Genomic DNA, 17,636 nt, shown 5'->3' on the forward strand with positions numbered 1-17,636 from the left:
CTTTCCTTCCCGGATCCGTGCTCCCGGGCCTTCAACCCTACCTTTCGGCCGTCGTCTCGTCATCCGCCGCGGGGGCCGCCTCGGCGCTGTTCCGAGGCTGGGGAGTCGAGATCCTCGGCGCGGTGGCCGTCCTGCTTCTCTTCTTCCAGCTCCTTGAGCAGATCTTTCAGCTCCGAGCGGATGAAGTCGCGGGTGGCGACCTCACGCATGGCGATGCGCAGCGCCGCGACCTCCCGTGCCAGGTACTCGGTGTCGGCGAGGTTGCGTTCGGCGCGCTGCCGATCGTGTTCGAACTCGACGCGGTCCCGGTCGGTGCTGCGGTTCTCCGCGAGCAGGATCAGCGGAGCTGCGTAGGAGGCCTGCAGGGAGAGGATGAGGGTCAGCAGAGTGAAGTTCAGCGACCTCGGGTCGAACTGCCACGACTCGGGCAGCAGGGTGTTCCACAGCAGCCACACGGCACAGAACACCGTCATCCCGACGAGGAACGCCGGAGTGCCCATGAACCGGGCAAAGGCTTCGGCTCCGCGGCCGAAGGTCTCGGGGGAGACGGTGAAGCTCGGCAGTCGGCGTTTGCTCGACCTCGGGATCTCGAAATCATCGACGGCCATCTCTACCCCCTGCTGCGATCGTCACGACCGGTGGTTCGCCAGTCCTCGGGCAGAAGCTCGTCGAGGACGTCATCGACGGTGACCACACCGACGAGGCGATCGTTGTCATCGGTGATCGGCACCGACACCAGATTGTACGCGGCCAGCAGCTTCGCCACCTCGCCGAGGGGAGTCTCGGGCGACAGCGGTTCGACCTCGGTGTCGAGCATGATGCCCACCGCCTCGTGCGGCGGATGGCGCAGCATCTCCTGGATGTGGACGAGACCCAGATACTTGCCCGTCGGGGTCTCCACCGGCTGGCGGCAGACGAAGACCGCAGCGGCCAGGGCAGCCGGCAGGTCTTCCCGACGCACATGGGCCAGCGCCTCCGCGACCGTGGCCTCCGGGGTCAGGATCACGGGCTCGGTCGTCATCAGGCCGCCCGCGGTGTCGTCATCGTAGGCCAGCAGCGTCCGCACATCTTCGGCCTCGTCGGGCTCCATCAGCGTCAGGAACCGTTCGGCCTGTTCATCACTGAGCTCGCCGAGGAGGTCGGCAGCATCATCGGGTGCCATTTCTTCGAGCACGGTCACGGCACGTTCGGTGTCGAGTCCTGTGAGGATCTCGATCTGGGTTTCGGCCGGCAGCTCCTCGACCACATCGGCGAGACGTTCGTCATCGAGGGCTCGGGCCACCTGAAGGCGCCGGGCCGAGTTCATCTCGAAGAGCACATCGGCGAGGTCGGCAGGCTTCGTGTCCTGATAGGCGGCGATGAGCTGGGTGGCTTCCTGGTCGACCTCGGAATCCACCGGATGGTCGGCGTCCGTCCAATCGATCTGCTTGGTCTCACCACGGCGGCGGAACGCGGCGAAGGCGCTGCGTTCGGGCACGCGCCGCACGAACAGGCGGGTGACCTCCCAGTCCTTGTTCACCTGCTGCTCGATGCCGACGTCTTCGATGAGCACCGGTGAGTTGTCCTCCCGCAGCCGCAGGCGCCGGTCGAGCAGATCATTCATCACCAAAGTCTCGGACTCGCGCTGCTCGAAGCGCCGCATATTCACCAGACCGGTGGTGATGACCTGACCGGAATCGATTGCGGTGACCCGGCCCATCGGCACGAAGACACGGCGCCGGCCGGGCACCTCGACGACGAGGCCGATGACGCGGGGGGACTGCCGCATCGTCGCACGGTAGACGAGGACGGCGTCGCGGACACGGCCGACCTGATCGCCGAGTGGGTCGAACACGGGGGCGGAGACGAGTCGAGCGACGAAGACTCTTTTCGGTGGACCACTCATGGTCTCAGACTACGTGGTGGGTGGAGATTTCAGTGGTCGCTTCCAGGAATTGAATCCAGATCACATTCGCCGCGGGTGGACGCACTGGGTGTCGGGTTCCACCCGGACTCTTCTCCTATTCATCAAGCCGTCTTGTCTGCTTCATCTCGTTGTCGCCCCGCCTCCCTAGGGTCATCTCTCGGCAGTACCCGCCACAGTCGAATACAGGAGAAATCCATGCAGACACGACGAATCCGCCCGCGCACCGCTGCCGCAGGCCTGGGAGCCTGCGCCGCACTCGCGCTCTTCGCCCCGTTTCTCTCGCCCACGGAGGCGATCGCAGCAGACGTTCCGGCCGAGCTCTACGAAGGCCACGTCCAGGTCGACCGCGGCAAGGCCGCCGACCCGCAGAAGTTCACCGGTCAGGTCTTCGACGACGTCAATGAGAACTCGAAGCTCGACGGTGATGAGGAGGGCGTCTCCGGCGTCGCGGTGAGCAATGGAGTCGACGTCGTCCTCACGGACGGAGGCGGACGCTACGAACTGCCCGTGCGAGAGAACATGACCGTCTCGATCACTCAGCCCTCAGGATGGCAGGTGCCCGTCGACGAGGACAAGATCGCACAGTTCAGCTACAACCATCTGCCGGACGGCTCCGGAGACCTCGAGTTCGGAGGCATCGAACCGACCGGTGAGACACCGAAGGCCGTGAACTTTCCGATGATCGAGTCGCAGGCCTCGGCGCAGGACGACCAGAACTGCCCGATCGCCTCCGATACCCAGGCGTATGACACGACCGAGATGGGCTACGCCCGCGACGGTGCCGTCGGCGACCTCGCCGACCGCAGCGATTACGGGGCCTGCGGTGTGCTTCTGCTCGGCGACAACGTCGGTGACGACCTCAGCCTCAATGACGAACTGCGAGATATCTACTCGCAGATGAACGGCCCCGTGCGAGTGGCACCGGGCAACCACGATCAGGACTACGACGCGGTCGACGATTCGCACGCCCTCGATACCTTCCGCGACCAGTTCGGTCCCTCGTATTTCTCCTATGACGTCGGCAAGACCCACTTCGTCGTGCTCGACAGCATCGAGTACGAAGGCAAGGCGAACCGGAAGAAGTACAAGGAGAAGATCAGTCAGGAGCAGCTGACCTGGCTGGAGAACGATCTGAAGAACGTTCCGAAGAACGCTCAGGTCGTCATCGCCACCCACGCGCCCATCCTCACGCACAAAGACGTCGTCGTCGACAATGCGAAGGACTTCTACGACGTCATCGCCGACTACCCGAACGCGGTGACTGTCGGCGGGCACACGCATACTCAGGAGAACCTCGTGGCAGGTCAGACGCGGAAGGAATGGGCCGCGGCCGGGATCGAGAAACTGCCGAATACACAGATCGTGGCCGGCGCCGTCTCCGGAGACTGGTACTCCGGCGGACTCAATGCCGACGGACTGCCGTACGCATTCACCCAAGATGCTTCGGAGCCGGGCGTGCTCACCCTCGAATACGACGGTGCTTCGCGCAGCGAACGCTACACCGTGCGAGGCGAGTCCGATGATCACCAGCTGCTGCTCGGAGTGAATTCGCCCGAGTGGCGCGACTGGGCGCAGAAGGCACAGGAGTGGCAGGACGCGGACAGGGAAGGCGATGCCCCGGAGGCGGTGTCCGAACGCGTCGTCACCCGCGATGACCTCAAGCAGGGCGAGACCTGGCTGACCTCGAGCTTCCTCGCCGGAACCTCAGACGCCCGCGTGGAGGTCAGCTTCGACGGCAAGGCGCCGAAGCGGTCCGAGCACACTCAGCCGGGCAAGGGTGAAGCCTTGGCCAAGGGCTGGGAGTACACCGACCCGTACACGGCCTCGCAGAACCTGCGGACGTCGGGCAATGTGGGCCAGTCGAGCTCGCATCTGTGGCGGACCGCGATCCCGTCGGACCTCGATCTGGGCACTCACACCGCCGAGGTGACCGGAACCGATCGCTACGGTCGTGACTTCACCGAGTCGGTCCGGTTCACCGTGGTCGAGGATGAGGCCGCAGCGAAGACCGAATCGCAGAAGCTGCTGCGTCAGGACGGCTTCGATGCTCAGCAGAAGAAGGAAGTCCGGGATCCGTCGGGTCTCGACTCCGACGAGGCTCAGTCGGCACGCAACGACTGAGCGCTGAAGAAGGAGCTGCAGCTCAGCGCGGCAGACGGATGACGATGTCTGCGAGCTGCGGAGAACTGAGAGGAGCGGGGCCCGCCGAACGGCGGGCCCCGTCTCCGTGATCAGAGCGCGGTGAACTTCGAGGTGAAGCCCGGTGCGATCTCGCTCAGCGTCGGCGGCTGTCCCCAGGCGCTGTCGACGGGGGTCGCCGAAGCATGGGCGTCGAGGATCGCCAAGCTCAGCGCATCGGCCGCCGCAGCGGAGATCATCACGAGCTCTCGGGTGGCGGCGTCACGATCGGAGGGCAGATCCTGGGCTCCGGTGGCGATGCCGAAGACCGTATCGCCGTCGAAGAGAGTGTGCGAAGGCTGCACGGCTCGCGAGATGCCGGCGTGTGCTCCCGAGGCCATCCGTGTGGTCTGGGCCGGATCGAGTCGCGCGTCGGTGGCGATGATCGCGATCGTCGTGTTCTTCGCCGAGGCAGCCGAGCTCGGTGGCGGTGCAGCGGGAAGTCCGTGGACCGTGGGCAGATCGAGGCCGACTGAGCGCAGCAGCGGGTCCAACCACAGACCGCCTGACGGTGTGCCGATCGTCCCCAGCGAATTCGCCGCGACAAGAGCCGCGACAGTGGTCCCGCTGGGCAGACGGACGGCGAAGGATCCGAGTCCACCCCGCAGGGTCTGAAGCCCGGACCGTGCTCCTGTGCCTGCCCCGATGCTGCCTCGGACCTCGCCCGTCTGTCCGGACAGTGCCGCTCGTGTCGCCTCGGTGCCTTCGTCCGGTCTCGGCGGCGCCACGGAACCTTTCCCGCGGCCGAGATCGTAGATCGCGGCCGCGGGAACGAGCGGAATGACCGTATCGGCCAGTCCGGGAGCGGGGAACCCGAGTCCCGCCTCGGCGAGGGTGTCGACGACACCGGATACGGCGCCCAAGCCGAACGCGGATCCGCCGGTGAGGACGATGGCATCGGCACCGTAGGAGTGTGTTCCCGGCGCGATGACATCGGTCTCACGGGTGGCGGGACCGCCGCCGCGGACATCGACGCCGATGGTCGACCCTGGTGGGGGCAGCACAGTGGTGATCCCGGTCAGACGGGTGTCGGTGAGTTCACCGGCATGACCGAGGCGGATGCCGGGGATCTCGAGGATTCCGCGCCCGCGGACCGGGCCGGAGCATGCGTCCGAACCCGGCCTGCTGGCGGCATCCGGGGTCATCAGCGGTCCCGGTCCCGTCCCTGCACCCAGGCTTCGATCTCGGTTCGGGTGCGGGGGAAGTCGGCGGAGAGATTCTCCACTCCGTCGGCGGTGACGAGCACGTCGTCCTCGATGCGGACACCATTGCCGCGGAACTCCTCGGGCAGCAGCAGGTCGTCGGACTTGAAGTACAGTCCGGGTTCGATGGTGAAGATCATTCCCGGCTCGATGGTGGCGTCCAGGTACATCTCCGCTCTCGCCTGCGCGCAGTCATGGACGTCGAGGCCGAGGTGGTGGCTGGTGCCGTGGACCATCCACCGGCGGTGCTGCTGTCCTTCCGGCGACAGCGAAACGGCGGCGGAGACCGGCAGCACGCCGAACTCTTCGAGACGCGTCGCGATGACCTCCATGGCCGCCTCGTGGACCTCTCGGAACTTCACGGGACGGTCGGTGTGTTCGGCGGCCACGGCGAAGGCGGCGTCGGAGGCTTCGAGTACGGCATCGTAGATCTTCGCCTGCACCTGACTGAATGTTCCTGAGACGGGCAGGGTGCGTGTGATGTCCGCTGTGTAGAGCGAATCCGCTTCGGCTCCGGCGTCGACGAGGATGAGGTCACCGTCCCGGACCTGGCCGTCGTTGCGGATCCAGTGCAGTGTGCAGGCATTGTTGCCCGAGGCGGCGATCGTGTCATAGCCGACCCCGTTGCCGTCGGAGCGGGCAGCGGTTTCGAACGCGGTTTCGACGATTCGTTCTCCCCGGCGGTGTCCGAGTGCGGTCGGCAGCGATGCCACCACATTGTCGAATCCGGCTCGGGTGATGGCGACGGCTTCGCGCAGCTGGGCGATCTCGTGGTCGTCCTTGATCAGGCGCAGCTCGGAGAGCATCTGGGCCAGTTCCGCATCTCCGGCCTCGGACGTCTCGAGATCGGCTTGGACCTGGGTGCGAGCGAGGTCGATGACTCCGTCGATGCGAGCATCGGCCTGACGGACGAGGCGGACGGAGATGGCACCGAGGTCTTTCGTGATGGCGTCATCGACGGTGGCGGAGTTCGCCGTGGCGATGCCGGTCATGAGGGACATGGCCTCGAGGTCGGCACGGGGTCCGACCCAATATTCGCCGTAGCGGGAATCGGAGAAGAACTCTTCGGTGTCGGCGCCGGCTCGAGGACGGAAGTACAGTGTCACGTCGTGGCCGTCGCCCTCGGGTTCGAAGACGAGAACGGCGTCGGGCTCGGAATCGGCCTCCAGGCCGGTGAGATGGATGAACGCGGAATGGGCGCGGAAACGGTAGTCGGTGTCGTTCGAGCGGACCTTGAGTCCGCCGGCGGGGACGACGAGCCGCTCACCGGGGAAGGCTGCCGAGACGGCGTCCCGGCGTGCCGGGGTGAAACCGGCGGCGGCGAGAGCCTCGGCATTGAGAGGTGTGCGATCCCAACCGGAGGCGACGAAGTCGCGGAAGGCGGTGGAATTCGGTCGATGCGAGCGATTGTTCACGCGGTCTGCGAGGTCCTGTGTCGAGTCTGGGAGTTCTGAATTGTGCTCTGTCATGCGGCCAGTCTAGACGGGTGGAGTGACATGGAGTGCACATGTGGAAGTCGGAACGACAGATGCAGATACACTGTGACCATGGTCATCGATCTCCATGTGCACACCGCATTCTCGGACGGGACCCAGACTCCTTCCGAACTCATCTCAGAAGCCTCGATGGAGGGCATCGACGTCGTCGGACTCACCGACCACGACACCACCGCCGGTTGGACCCTTGCCGAAGATGCTGCCCGCGTCTACGGGCTCGGACTGGTGCGGGGAATGGAGATCTCCTGCCGCTACGAGGGCATCAGCGTGCACCTTCTGTCGTACCTGCACGACCCGTACGACACGGGTCTGGCCGAAGTCGTGCAGGAGACGAGGCGGGCCCGCCTCGACCGCACACACCTCATCATCGAACGATTGGCCGAAGACTATCCGATCGATATGGATGCGGTGCTCTCGGTCTCCGGCGAAGACGCCACGATCGGACGTCCGCATATCGCCGATGCGCTGGTGGCAGCCGGTGTCGTCGAAACTCGCACCGAAGCGTTCTCGTCGATTCTGTCCAGCCAGGGAAAATACCATGTGTCTCTGCCGACGATCGACCCGATCACTGCGATCGGACTCATTCGCGAAGCCGGGGGAGTCTCGGTCTTCGCTCACCCGCGCGCGGCCATGCGCGGCCGGGTGGTCCCTGATTCGGCGATCACCGATTTCATCGCCGCAGGCCTCGACGGACTCGAGGTCGACCACCGGGACAATCCTCCGCAGGAGCGCGAAGCGATGCGGCGGCTGGCGCATGAGCATGACCTCATCATCACCGGCTCGAGCGACTACCACGGCACGGGCAAACCCAATCGTCTCGGCGAGCACGTCACCTCCGACCATATGCTCGCAAAGCTGCTCGAACGCGCCGCGTCACGGCCTGGTGGGGTCGACTACATCCAAGGCTGAGCCCATACGACAGACCGGCCACGAGCGCGAGAAGTCCGACAGACTGGAAGACGAGCAGGACCGGCGCCGCATCGACATCGACGAGGGGCCCGACCACGCGGTCGGGCCCCTCGTCGGGGTTGTGCGGGGACTCGGTCTCGCCCGCGCACAGTTCAGTCCTCGCTGGAGTCGGCGGACGCCGGGCCGCCCTGACCCGACTGTCCGCCCTGCGCACGGTTGACCGGCTTGCCGCCGCGGGTGCGGCGACGATTGCGCTGGCGACGCGGTTTGCGGCCGTCCTCACCAGCTGCCGACGAGGCGTCACGACGTTCGGATGAGCCGCCTCGGCGAGAGTCGGAACGGCTGCGGCCGGATCCGCGACGGTCGGATCCGCGGCCCTTGCGTTCTCCGGTGGACTTCTCGTCCTCTGCATCGGAGTGCTGGCGCGGCAGGCGGCCCTTGGTGCCCTTCGGGATTCCGAAGTCGGAGAAGAAATGCGGGGACGTCGAGTAGGTTTCGGCGGGTTCGTCGAAATCGAGTCCGAGGGCCTTGTTGATCAGTCGCCAGCGGGGCATGTCATCCCAGTCGACCAGAGTCATGGCGACACCGGAATTGCCGGCCCGACCGGTGCGGCCGATGCGATGGACGTAGGTCTTCTCATCCTCGGGGCACTGGTAGTTCACGACATGGGTCACATCGTCGATGTCGATACCGCGGGCGGCGACATCCGTGGCCACGAGCACGTCGACCTTTCCTTCGCGGAAGGACTTCAGGGCCTTCTCGCGCTGTGACTGGCCGAGGTCCCCGTGGAGGGCCTTGACCGCGAAGCCGCGATCTTCGAGCTCGGCGGCGAGCTTGTCGGCGGTGCGTTTGGTGCGGGTGAAGATGATCGTGCGACCGCGGCCCTCGGCCTGGAGCATGCGGGCGACGAGCTCGGACTTGTCCATCGAATGGGCACGATAGACGAACTGTGTCGTGTTCTTGCCCGTCAGCGACAGATCCTCATGATCCTGAGCGCGGATATGGGTGGGCTGATTCATATAGCGGCGGGCCAGGGTGATGACCGCGCCAGGCATGGTGGCGGAGAACAGCATCGTCTGACGGTGCGCGGGCACCGCGTTGATGATCTTCTCCACATCCGGCAGGAAGCCGAGGTCGAGCATCTCATCGGCTTCGTCGAGGACGACGGTGCGGACGCGGTGGAGCTTGAGGATCCTGCGGCCATAGAGGTCGAGGAGGCGGCCGGGGGTGCCGACGACGACGTCGACGCCGGACTTCAGCCGGTTGATCTGCGGATCGAAGTCCATGCCGCCGTAGATGGTCATGATATCGATATCGCGCTGCACCGAAGCGGTGACGAGATCGGCCGCGACCTGCTTGGCCAACTCACGGGTGGGGACGACGACGAGGGCCTGCGGCAGCCGCGGCTCCTTGGCATCGCCCACGCTGTCGGGAGTCGAGTCGGGGTCGGAGGTGACCGACGAGTCCTCAGTCTTGCCGACGACGCGCTGGAGCAGGGGGATGCCGAATCCCAAGGTCTTCCCGGTGCCTGTCTTCGCCTGCCCGATGATGTCGGCTCCCGACAGTGCCACGGGCAGCGTCAGCGCCTGAATGGGGAAGGGGTGGGTGATTCCTGCCGAGGCCAGCGAGGCCACGATCGGTCCGGCGACTCCCAGTTCCGCGAAATCCGCTTCCGTCTCCGCCATATTCCAAACTCCTTTTAGCGCGTCTGCGCTTGTCATGGTGCGAACCGGTAGTCTTGAACCATGCCCGATTCTGTCCCATTGGCCGGTAATGATGCTGCAACGCTCGCGCTTGTCGCGTTCGGCGAGCTGACCGGTTTCGAACGTATGGCCACAAACGCGACGACCGCAGCGGATCTGGATGACAAGGTCATCCTGGCGCGGCTGGCCTCTCAGTCATTCGCGAACTTCGAACAGCTCTCACAGCACATCGATCAGATGGGCCAGGATGTGATCGAGCTCTGTCAGCATTTCGAACCGACCTTCAGCACTCTGGCTGAAAGGACTCGTCCTCGCGACTGGTACGAAAGCCTCATGAAGGGTTTCGTCTTCGACGGAATCATGAATGATTTCTACCGCACGGCGGTGGACGAACTCGCGGAGCCCGGATACAGCCTGGCTATTGCAATTCTCGATGATACACGTGCCAGCGAATATGCGCGCAATCGTCTGACCACCGAAGTGGCCGTCGACACACAGTTGGCCTCACGATTGGCGCTGTGGGGGCGCAAGCTCGTCGCTGAGACCCTGGGCCGGGCCCGCAGTCTGCTCACCGACCCGTTCCTCGGGCTCGACGAAGATCTCGTCGTCGAACTGATCCCGGCGGTGACGTCGAACCATTCGAAGCGGATGTCGGCGCTCGGCCTCGTCGCCTGACTCCACATTCCGACACCGGCTTCCACGGCGGACGCAGCAGGACCCCGGCCAGGATGACCGGGGCCCTGCTGCTGTTCAGGCGTGCAACTCAGGCGCTGAAGCCCACGCGACGCGACGTCTCGGCACCGATCTCGAGGTAGCCGAGCGAAGCGGAGGGAACGAAGACCTGACGGCCCTTCGTGTCGGTGAAGGTCAGCAGTCCCTCGGACTGGATCTTCTCTTCGATGCGGGCGACGAGTGCCTTCGCATCCTCATCCGTTTCGACGATGATCTCACGCTGGGTCTGCTTGACGCCGATCTTGATTTCCATGGTGCTCCTTGTGCCGATGCTCGGTGACCGATGACGGATTGGACTGTGTTCAGCTTAACGTCCGCAGGCAGGGGTTTCTTCCCTGCGGATTCCGCTGAGGGCTGAGGGGCGGGTGGGAACTCAGCGTTCGGCGAACGACCGCAGACCGCCCCAACTCATCTGGGTGAGCAGTTCGACGGCCGTGTCGACGTCGATACCGCGCTGTGAGTCGATCTGCTTGACGACGACCTCAGCGGTGCCGATGAGAGCCCGACACAGCAGCTGCGCCTCATCGTCGCTGAGGCGGGCGAAGTTCTTCAGCGCCGAGACGACGCGTGTCGCCGAACTCTCACGCAGCGCGCGCAGCTTCTGCTCGGCCTTCGGCTCGTAGACATCCGAATTGAAGATGATGACGAACTCCTCGCGGTGTGAGACCACGAAGTCGAAATAGGCACGGTAGGTCGCGTGGATCTGCTCATGCGGATCGGTGGTCGACCCCAGAGCCTCGGCCAGACGGGAGTCGAGGTGCGCCGCCGAGGAATCGATGAGAGCCAGGTAGAGGTCCTGCTTGGAATCGAAGTGCTGATAGAGCACGGGCTTGGACACACCGGCAGCCTCGGCGATCATGTCCATCGAAGTCGTCCGATATCCACGGGTGGCGAAAACGGAGCGTGCGACACCCACCAATTGGTCGCGGCGCTGGTCACGGGGCAATCTCTGTTGTGGACTCGACATTCTTCAATGCTACGCGAAGTCGGGCCGTGCTCCGGGCATCCGCGCTGACTTCGACGACGCGCCGGTTCCGGTCTCGGAATTCTCATGTCAGTCGGCCGTGATGGAATACGAGTATGGATGAGATGACGCAGCGAATGGGCAGCACTCTGCTCTCCGGTGGCTGCCTGAATATCATCGGGCGACCGGGAACCGGGAAGACGACTCTGCTGGAGTCGGTCTATGCACAGCTGGTGGCGACGGTCGAGCCGGCATCCGTCCTCGTGCTCACTCCCGATCGTGACCACGCAGATGTGCTGCGCAATCGTCTCCCGCTGCCCTCCGATGCTGTCCTGTCCTCGGCTCCGGCCCGCAGCCTGGCCTCATTCGCGTACGGGATCGCCCGTGCCGCACATACGACGCGGACCGGGGACGACCTCGAATTCATCTCAGGGGCCGATCAGGATGTGTTCCTCGCCGACCTCCTCGCCGGTCACGAACTCGGTCGCTCCCGCGGCCCGGCGTGGCCGTCGGAGATCACGGCCGAGGTGCGGTCGACCTCTGCCTTCCGCACCGAGGTCCGCGACGCGCTCAACCGCGTGATGGAATTCGACTTCGGAATACGTATGCCGGAGGCGTCGTCCGAGACTTCCGAGCATGTCTTCGACTTCGGTCGCGGAGCCCTCGACCGTGCCCTGGCAGACAACCCCGATCCGCGGTGGCAGGCCGTGGCCGAGATCCTCGATGAATACCTGGGCATCATGTCCATGCCCGGCTACGGGGGCATCGACTCCGCGACCGTGCTGGCGCTGGCCGCCTTCGAGATCTTCCGTGAACCCGCCGAGGTGACCGCGGGCCGATCGTGGACCTTTGCTCCCGATCGGGTGCCCACCGTGGTCCTGGCCGACGGTGTTCAGGACTTCCCCGCCGCCAGTTGGGGAATCCTCGAACAGCTGCGGGCGAGGGGGAGTGCGATCGCTCTGTTCGGCTCTCCCGAGACGGTGACCGGGCGATTCCATGGTGCGGACGCGTCGATCATCGACCGAGCCTCGGACGATGCGGCGTTCGAGACGGTCGTCCTCGACCGTCAGTGGGATGTCGAGACTGCGTTGGCGAAGGTCATCGACGGCTTCGGGGCCAGGATCACCACTCGCTGGTCGACCGGTCACATGCCGCGCCCGCGTCCGGAGGAGGACGAGACCTCACCTGCGGCTGCGGCCGAGGCGCCCGTGGAGACGCACGTGTTCGAAGGCAGCGCCTCCGGACATCGGTATCTGGCCCGGCGGATCACGAACTTCGTCGAACAGGGCCACGCGTGGTCTGATGTCGCTTTGATCTGCCGCAATTCCTCGAGCGCACGTGTGATCGCCAACGAGCTGCGAGCCGCAGGGGTCTCGATCGCCACCCTGATGCAGCCGCTCAACGTCGACCCGGCGACCGCACCGCTGTTGGACCTGCTGTCGGCCACTCCGGATTTCGATGATGACGAGTCGATCGCGGAACTCGCGCTGACGCTGGCCGGCAGCATCTACGTCCGCCTCGATCCCGTGCAGATCCGCCGCTTCCGTCGAGCCGTCCGCAGGCGGTTCCCTGCGCCCAGCAGCACGGCTTCGCTGGCGCAGGCACTGCGCAGCCCCATAGATGAATCGTCCCCTCAGGGACTCGCCACGATCTCACGAATGCTCCACGCCGCGGCGGAGGTCGGCACGAGCGACCCCCACCAGGCGCTGTGGACCATCTGGGATGCAGCCGGCGTCGCGGAAAGATGGCAGACCGAAGCGCTGCGCGACCCGGAATCGGCAGTCGACGGCTATCTCGACTCGGTGCTGCGACTGTTCGCCTTGGCCGAGAAGATCGCTGACCGCGGTGGATTCACTGCGCGCTCCTTCGCCGGCATCGTCGCCGAACAGGACATCGCCCAGGACTCCCTGGCCGATACCGCCGGGTTCGCCGATCACGTCCTGGTGGGAACTCCGTCGTCGCTGGCCCATATGCGTGTGCCTCTGGTGATCATCGCCGAGGTCAACGACGGCGTCTGGCCGAATCCTAAGCTGCGCGGCGGAATCCTCGGTCTCACCGATCTCACGGCGGTGCTCGACTCGGGTGAGACGGTCACCGGCGATCCCGGCTACCACGCACATGCGAAAAGGACGAACCTGCGCGAAGAGGGTGAGCTGTTCTACACCGCGCTCAGCCGGGCCCAGCAGCGAGCGATCGTCACCGCAGTCACCGATGCGGAGACCGAACCGTCCCCGTTCTTCGACGTGCTCGCCGCAGGCTCGGCCGAGGGCACCGATGCGGGTGACGGCTATGCGATCACCCACGAGGATGAGCTTCCGCCGCTGACGCTGCCGGAGATGGCCGCCCATGCCCGCGCCCAACTGCTGCATTCGGCCGCAGCAGCCGATGGCGAGTCCTCGGGTTCGGCATCGGCGGATTCGCCCCTCGGCACTGCCGAAGACCAGAGAGACTCTGAGACTCAGGACTCCGAGACACAGTCTTGGGCCGCCCTGATGCGGGCGCTGTCGAATGCCGGTGGAGTGGTCGAGCCACCGTCGCAGTGGCGCGAGGCAGAGGACATCACCACGAACGAGCCGCTGTTCACCGACTCCGATACGGTCCGCGTCTCACCGTCCCAGGTCGAAGCATTCACCGACTGCTCCCTGCGCTGGTTCCTCACCCGCCACGGCGGGGACCGCCCGATGTCGACAGCGCAGAGCCTGGGAACCATCATCCACGCCGCAGCCGAGAACTATCCGGAAGGACCGACCTCCGCGATCCGCAGCTTCGTGGAAGGGGAGTTCGCGTCTCTGGACTTCGATGCCGAGTGGGAGCGTGAGCGGGAATTCGATGTGGCGATGAGCATGGCCGACCGCCTCGGCGAGTACATCAAGACGACCCCCGGTCGTCTGGTCGGCGTCGAAGCACAGGTCTATGCAGCAGGCGTCGACGCCGACGGTCGCGAATGGAAGGTCACCGGTCGACTCGACCGGGTCGAGGAAGTCGAGGGCGGGCTGCGCATCGTCGACTTCAAGACAGGACGGAACGTCGTCCCGGGCAAGGAGATGGACCGGCACGCTCAGCTGGGTGTGTACCAGGAAGCGATCAACTCCGGCACCATCCGCATCGGTGAGGACCAGGAGATCGATGCACACGCCTTCGGGGCCGAACTCGTGTTCCTGCGCAAGTCCGCCCGCACAGTCCGGGAGCAGTCGGCGCTCGACGTCGATGAGAATCCTGACTGGGCACTTGAACTCATCGACGACGTGTCCGGCAGGATGCGTGCCGCGAGCTTCCCCGCCCGGGTGGAGCCGCAGAAATGTCAGTCCTGTCCCGTCCGCTCGTCGTGCCCCGCGATCGGTCCGAAGATGTTGGAGGAGAACTGATGCGCTTCACCGCCGAGCAGCTCGCCGAACTCACGGCAGCCGATCCTGCCCAGGCCTTCCCACCCAGTCCGGAGCAGAAGGTGATCATCGAAGCCGACCCCGCACAGTCGATGAAGGTCACCGCCGGGGCGGGCTCAGGAAAGACCACCGTCATCTCGCAGCGCGTGGTGTGGCTGGTCGCCAACGAGTTCGTCTCTGCCGAAGAGATCCTCGGCCTGACCTTCACCCGCAAAGCCGTCGGAGAACTCGGCGGGCGCATTCGCGTGCTCCTCTCCCGTCTGCGGCACAATCTCGGACACGGACAGGACCTGTCCCTGCCCGGCCTCGACAACCCCACGGTGTCGACGTACAACTCCTATGCCGCATCGATCGTCAGCGAACACGGTGTGAGCATCGGCATCGAACCCGAGACGGTCCTTCTCGACGACGCTGCGGCACACACCATCGCCGGGAATCTCATCGATGCGACTCCACCGGAGGAGATCCCCGGAGACTTCTCCCGCGAGACGATGATCGCCGACATCATCGCGCTGGCCGGGCAGATGAATGATCACGGAAGAGACGTCGATGAGGTCACCGACTATCTCGAACAGTGCCTGGCCGCTCTGGTGTCGAGCAAAGGAAAGCCCATCGATCCCAACGGACGACGGGCGAAACTCGAAGCGAAGATCCGAACGGCTCGACTGGCCGACGCCTATATGCGTGCGAAGCGACGCAATCTGGCCATGGACTTCTCGGACCAGGTGCGTTTCGCTCAGCGCATCATCGACGAGGTGCCGGCGGCAGCGGAGGCCGAGAGAGCCCGGTGGAAGATCGTCCTCCTCGACGAATTCCAAGACACGTCGGTGGCTCAGCTGACGCTCCTGCGCGACCTCTTCGCCTCCACCGCCGTCACCGCGGTCGGCGATCCCCGCCAAGCCATCTACGGTTGGCGAGGCGCCAGTGCCGACAACATGGTCCGGTTCTCCGCGGACTTCCGCGATGTCGAGTCTCTGTCGCTGAGCACAAGCTGGCGCAACGACCGCTCGATCCTCCAGGTGGCCAACCGCATCGCCGCCGGCCTCGACGACAGCGATGAGACTCCGCTGTCGGCCCGCGACGGTGCCGGCGACGGCGAAGTCAGCGTCGAGATCAGCTCGGGTGCCCACGATCCCGAATTCCTCACCACCGGGCTGCGCGCCCTGACGGAATGGTTCGGCACCATCCCCGCCGGATCGTCGAAAGCCGTGCTGTGTCGCAAACGCGCCCACTTCGCACCGGTGGCGGCGGCGCTGGAAGCGGCCGGATTCGCGGTTCATGTGCACGGGTCCTCCGGGCTGCTCACCGACCCTTTCGTCGCCGATCTGCGTGCGGTGCTCACGGCCGCGGTCGATCCGATGGCCGGCGACGAGATCATGAGGCTCATCAGCGGCCGAATGCTCGGCCTCGGTGCGGGTGACATCGCGGGGCTGCAGACCTTCACTCGTCGCCAGACCGAGAGACGAGCGTCGGAGCGAGCCGAGCCGGACACCGAGGAGGTCGTCGCCGAAGCCATCGACCAGGCGACGATCGTCGAAGGCGTCGATGAACTCATCGACGTGCAGCGAGCCCTCGATCAGGGGGCTCGGACGGGGGCGGACAAGGGTCTCGTCGCCGACTATCAGCGGTCCGGTCTGAGCACCGAGGGGCTGCATCGTCTGGTCCGTCTGGCTCGCGCGCTGCGCGCCACCCGATCCGGCACGGGCACGGTCAGCTCGATCATCCGCACCGCGATGTCCGAGACCGGAATCGACTCTGACATCTGGGGACTCAGCGGCTCGCTGCGCAATCTGCACCGAGCCTCCGTCGACGCGTTCCTCTCCGCTGCCAGTCAGTACTCGGCCACCGATGACAAGCCCTCGATCTCGGGCTTCCTGTCCTGGCTCAGCCTCATGGAATCCCATGATGCGCTGAGCGTCGCCGAACCGACGACGGCAGCCGACGCGATCAACATCATGACCGTCCACGCCTCGAAGGGGCTGGAGTTCGACGCCGTGGCCGTTCCCTCCCTGGTGGTCAAGGACTTTCCGACCGAACCGCGGGACAAAGAGGGGTGGATGGACCGCACTGCGCTGCCGTACCCGCTGCGCGGCGATCGCGCCCACCTCGTCGATTTCGATCTGCGGGAAGCCGAATTCGAGACGAAGAAGGAGCTGGACGAGTGGATCGGAGACTTCATTCGGCCTCGGATCGCCGACGCGCACGTGGGGGAGGAGCGGCGACTGGCCTATGTGGCGTTCACCCGTGCGAAGAGGCATCTGTGGCTCGGGGCGGAGCTGATGGGTTCGCGAACCGTGCCCGATGCCCCGTCGCCCTTCCTCACCGAAGCGATCGAAGCCTCAGGGCAGGAGGTGGAGACTCCGGAACCTGCAGACGAATCGGCAGAGGACCGGATCGAGACCACTCCCTGGCCGGTACCGCGCACGAGGCAGGTCGCCGCCGCACAGCGAGCCGCGGACTGGGTGGAAGCAAGCCCCGAAGTCAGCTTGGAGTCCTTGGCCGAGGTTCCAGGCGTGATCGGACGCTACGCTGCTCAGGCCCTGCGCATCGGTGACCGCCCCGAAGCCGTATCCGCGGCCGCGATGCCCGACCGCCTGTCTGCCACGGCTCTGGTCGCATGGCGACGAGACCCGCAGGGCTTCCGGACGCAGACCCTGCGCCCGATACCGACCCCGCCGAGTCGGGCAGCCGAGATCGGAACGACCTTCCATTCCTGGGTTGAACAGCACTTCGGTCAGTCGAGCATCGACGTCGTAGAGGACGAATCGGTGCGACCGATCGACGCCGCGACGGTCGAACGGCTGCAAGCGACGTTCTCAGCCTCCGAGTTCGCGACTCGTCGAGCCGATCATGTGGAGATGTCCTTCGAACTCGTCCTCGGCAGATTCCGGGTACCGGGGAAGATCGATGCTGTCTTCATCACCGGGGACCACGCCGAGGTCGTGGACTGGAAGACCTCGAAGAAACCCGATGCCGCGGTGCTCGAGGTGATGAAATGGCAGCTCGCGCTCTACCGGTTCGCGATTCTGCGCGTCCATCCGGAGATCGCCGAGGTGACGGGAACGTTCTACTTCGTCGGCAGTGATGAGGTTGTGCGGTTCACCGATCTGCCTGATGAGGACGACGTCGTCGAATGGCTCGAAGCCAACGACGTCGACTGAGA

The 17,636-nt window shown here is 65.4% G+C and carries 12 protein-coding genes; 5 read left to right on the forward strand and 7 right to left on the reverse strand.

Annotation, left to right across the window (positions count from 1 at the left end; genetic code table 11):
* Positions 1-59: 59 nt before the first annotated feature.
* Both HF684_RS07995 and HF684_RS08000 read right to left on the reverse strand, forming a co-directional pair.
* Entirely contained in the window at positions 60-608 is a 549-nt protein-coding gene (locus tag HF684_RS07995; protein WP_169252070.1) for a DUF1003 domain-containing protein, read from the reverse strand.
* Between the two features lie 2 nt (positions 609-610).
* The gene (locus tag HF684_RS08000) at positions 611-1,885 is read right to left on the reverse strand and encodes a CBS domain-containing protein (protein WP_169252071.1); all 1,275 of its coding nucleotides are present in this window, start codon (positions 1,883-1,885) and stop codon (positions 611-613) included.
* A 216-nt stretch (positions 1,886-2,101) separates the two neighbouring features.
* Here HF684_RS08000 and HF684_RS08005 point away from each other — a divergent pair, with 216 nt between their 5' ends.
* Positions 2,102-4,027 carry a calcineurin-like phosphoesterase family protein gene (locus tag HF684_RS08005; protein ID WP_169252072.1) on the forward strand — a complete coding sequence of 642 codons (1,926 nt, stop codon included), beginning with the start codon at positions 2,102-2,104 and terminating at the stop codon, positions 4,025-4,027.
* A 110-nt stretch (positions 4,028-4,137) separates the two neighbouring features.
* Here HF684_RS08005 and HF684_RS08010 read toward each other — a convergent pair whose 3' ends face one another.
* Both HF684_RS08010 and HF684_RS08015 read right to left on the reverse strand, forming a co-directional pair.
* Complete coding sequence (locus tag HF684_RS08010; RefSeq protein WP_169252073.1) at positions 4,138-5,229, reverse strand: P1 family peptidase; 1,092 nt, start codon at positions 5,227-5,229, stop codon at positions 4,138-4,140.
* Positions 5,229-6,755, reverse strand: a complete 1,527-nt coding sequence (locus HF684_RS08015; protein ID WP_169252074.1) for an aminopeptidase P family protein — start codon at positions 6,753-6,755, stop codon at positions 5,229-5,231. Before HF684_RS08015 ends, HF684_RS08010 begins: the two co-directional genes overlap by 1 nt.
* Before the next feature lie 78 nt (positions 6,756-6,833).
* Between HF684_RS08015 and HF684_RS08020 the strand changes: the two genes are divergently transcribed.
* On the forward strand, positions 6,834-7,691 hold the full coding sequence (locus HF684_RS08020) for a PHP domain-containing protein (protein ID WP_169252075.1): 858 nt from the start codon (positions 6,834-6,836) through the stop codon (positions 7,689-7,691).
* 152 nt (positions 7,692-7,843) lie between these two features.
* Here the strand turns inward: HF684_RS08020 and HF684_RS08025 are convergent, their stop codons facing one another.
* Positions 7,844-9,376, reverse strand: coding sequence for a DEAD/DEAH box helicase (locus HF684_RS08025; protein WP_169252076.1), 1,533 nt, complete (start codon positions 9,374-9,376; stop codon positions 7,844-7,846).
* Positions 9,377-9,436: 60 nt separating this feature from the next.
* Here HF684_RS08025 and HF684_RS08030 point away from each other — a divergent pair, with 60 nt between their 5' ends.
* The gene (locus HF684_RS08030) at positions 9,437-10,069 is read left to right on the forward strand and encodes a ferritin-like fold-containing protein (protein ID WP_169252077.1); all 633 of its coding nucleotides are present in this window, start codon (positions 9,437-9,439) and stop codon (positions 10,067-10,069) included.
* 88 nt (positions 10,070-10,157) lie between these two features.
* Here the strand turns inward: HF684_RS08030 and HF684_RS08035 are convergent, their stop codons facing one another.
* Positions 10,158-10,379: a DUF3107 domain-containing protein gene (locus HF684_RS08035; RefSeq protein WP_169252078.1), complete on the reverse strand. Its 222-nt coding sequence runs from the start codon at positions 10,377-10,379 to the stop codon at positions 10,158-10,160.
* A 120-nt stretch (positions 10,380-10,499) separates the two neighbouring features.
* Complete coding sequence (locus HF684_RS08040; RefSeq protein ID WP_035319664.1) at positions 10,500-11,093, reverse strand: TetR/AcrR family transcriptional regulator; 594 nt, start codon at positions 11,091-11,093, stop codon at positions 10,500-10,502.
* A 113-nt stretch (positions 11,094-11,206) separates the two neighbouring features.
* Between HF684_RS08040 and HF684_RS08045 the strand changes: the two genes are divergently transcribed.
* Positions 11,207-14,455, forward strand: coding sequence for a PD-(D/E)XK nuclease family protein (locus HF684_RS08045; protein ID WP_169252079.1), 3,249 nt, complete (start codon positions 11,207-11,209; stop codon positions 14,453-14,455).
* Positions 14,455-17,634, forward strand: a complete 3,180-nt coding sequence (locus HF684_RS08050; protein ID WP_169252080.1) for an ATP-dependent DNA helicase — start codon at positions 14,455-14,457, stop codon at positions 17,632-17,634. Before HF684_RS08045 ends, HF684_RS08050 begins: the two co-directional genes overlap by 1 nt.
* Positions 17,635-17,636: the final 2 nt, after the last annotated feature.

The organism is Brevibacterium sp. 'Marine' (assembly GCF_012844365.1).
Lineage (GTDB): Bacteria > Actinomycetota > Actinomycetes > Actinomycetales > Brevibacteriaceae > Brevibacterium.